Genomic DNA, 1,318 nt, shown 5'->3' with positions numbered 1-1,318 from the left:
CGTTGTGCTTAATTTAAAAAAATGAAAATCAGAACATTTATTCTCATCATATTTCTAGCAATTTATACTTCAGCCTATTGTCAATTGAGTAGGTCAGAAGAGCAAAAATTAGACAGTTTAATGAAAGAGAATAAGATACCTGGTGCAAGCTTGAGTATTTTAAAAAACAGCAAAGTTGTCTATAGCAAAGGATTCGGAATTAGTAATGCCTCTAATAAGGTCAACGAAAAGACAATTTTCCAAGCAGCATCACTAAGTAAATTTCCAACTGGATTATTATTTCTTATTAATACTCAAAATCAAATATTTGACCTCGACAATGACGTGAATGTCTACCTAAAAACTAATAAGTTAGATGGTTATAAATCAGAGCCAAATACGATTCCAACAATTTCACAACTACTCAGTCATACAGGTGGTATGAATACGCACGGATTTCTTGGTTATAAACCTAATAGAAAAATTATACCAACCATTGAAAATGTAATTGATGGAAAACATACATTTTTGTGGGAATCTGAAATCAAAATTAAGAATAAAGTAAATAGTGAATTTAATTATTCTGGCGGGGGCTATTGTTACTTACAGAAAGTAATAAAAGACACTAAGGGAGAATTATTCAGAACTGTTATGCAAAAAGAGTTATTGCAACCTTTAAATATGAAGAATAGCTATTTTGGTTTAAACCCAAATAAAGAAGATGACATCGCATATGGTTATAAAAACGGGAAACCTATTAAGTTTGGATATAGAGTTTATCCCCAAGAAGCTGCCGCAGCATTATGGACTAATTCTTTTGATTACTCCCAATTACTACTTGAAGTACTAGCAGGTTTAAACGATGACAAATCTTCAATTTTAACCAAAGAATCCATCGCTTTATTGAAATCACCCGCAAAATTATCAAATGGTAAGTTAATTAGGTCTGGATTAGGAGTAGGTCTTCAGTTAGATGAAAATAAAAAAGTGAAAGGGATAAGTCATGGTGGTGCCAATGTAGGATATTCCTCTTTTTTCTATTTAAACTTAACCAATGGTTCTGGTTATGTAATTCTTACAAATGCCCATTATGCAAACTTAAAAGAGATAAAAAACCTTATAACGGAAAACATCGCAGAAAACTAAGCACAACAAAACCTATAAACAATACGGGCTTCGGGCTTAATCGCAGGGTTTGCGTATTTTTATGATGTCCGCAAAATCTTTGGGATTTTGCTTTAAACAAGGAAAAGAAAAAACAAAACAAAAAGATTTCGCTATGTGCGTGGCGGAAAGCAAACGCTAGTTTGCTCCCGTACTGTTCATAGCTAAACCGTTA

General features: G+C 32.7%; 1 protein-coding gene. It reads left to right on the top strand.

Annotated features, from left to right (window positions below; all coding sequences use genetic code 11):
* Window positions 1-21 precede the first annotated feature (21 nt).
* The gene (locus ACFSQJ_RS14245; RefSeq protein ID WP_377767644.1) at window positions 22-1,125 is read left to right on the top strand and encodes a serine hydrolase domain-containing protein; all 1,104 of its coding nucleotides are present in this window, start codon (window positions 22-24) and stop codon (window positions 1,123-1,125) included.
* The last annotated feature ends 193 nt before the right edge of the window (window positions 1,126-1,318 follow it).

This window comes from Croceitalea marina, from assembly GCF_042684265.1.
Lineage (GTDB): Bacteria > Bacteroidota > Bacteroidia > Flavobacteriales > Flavobacteriaceae > Croceitalea > Croceitalea marina.
This window is presented reverse-complemented; position numbering and strand designations above follow the sequence as displayed.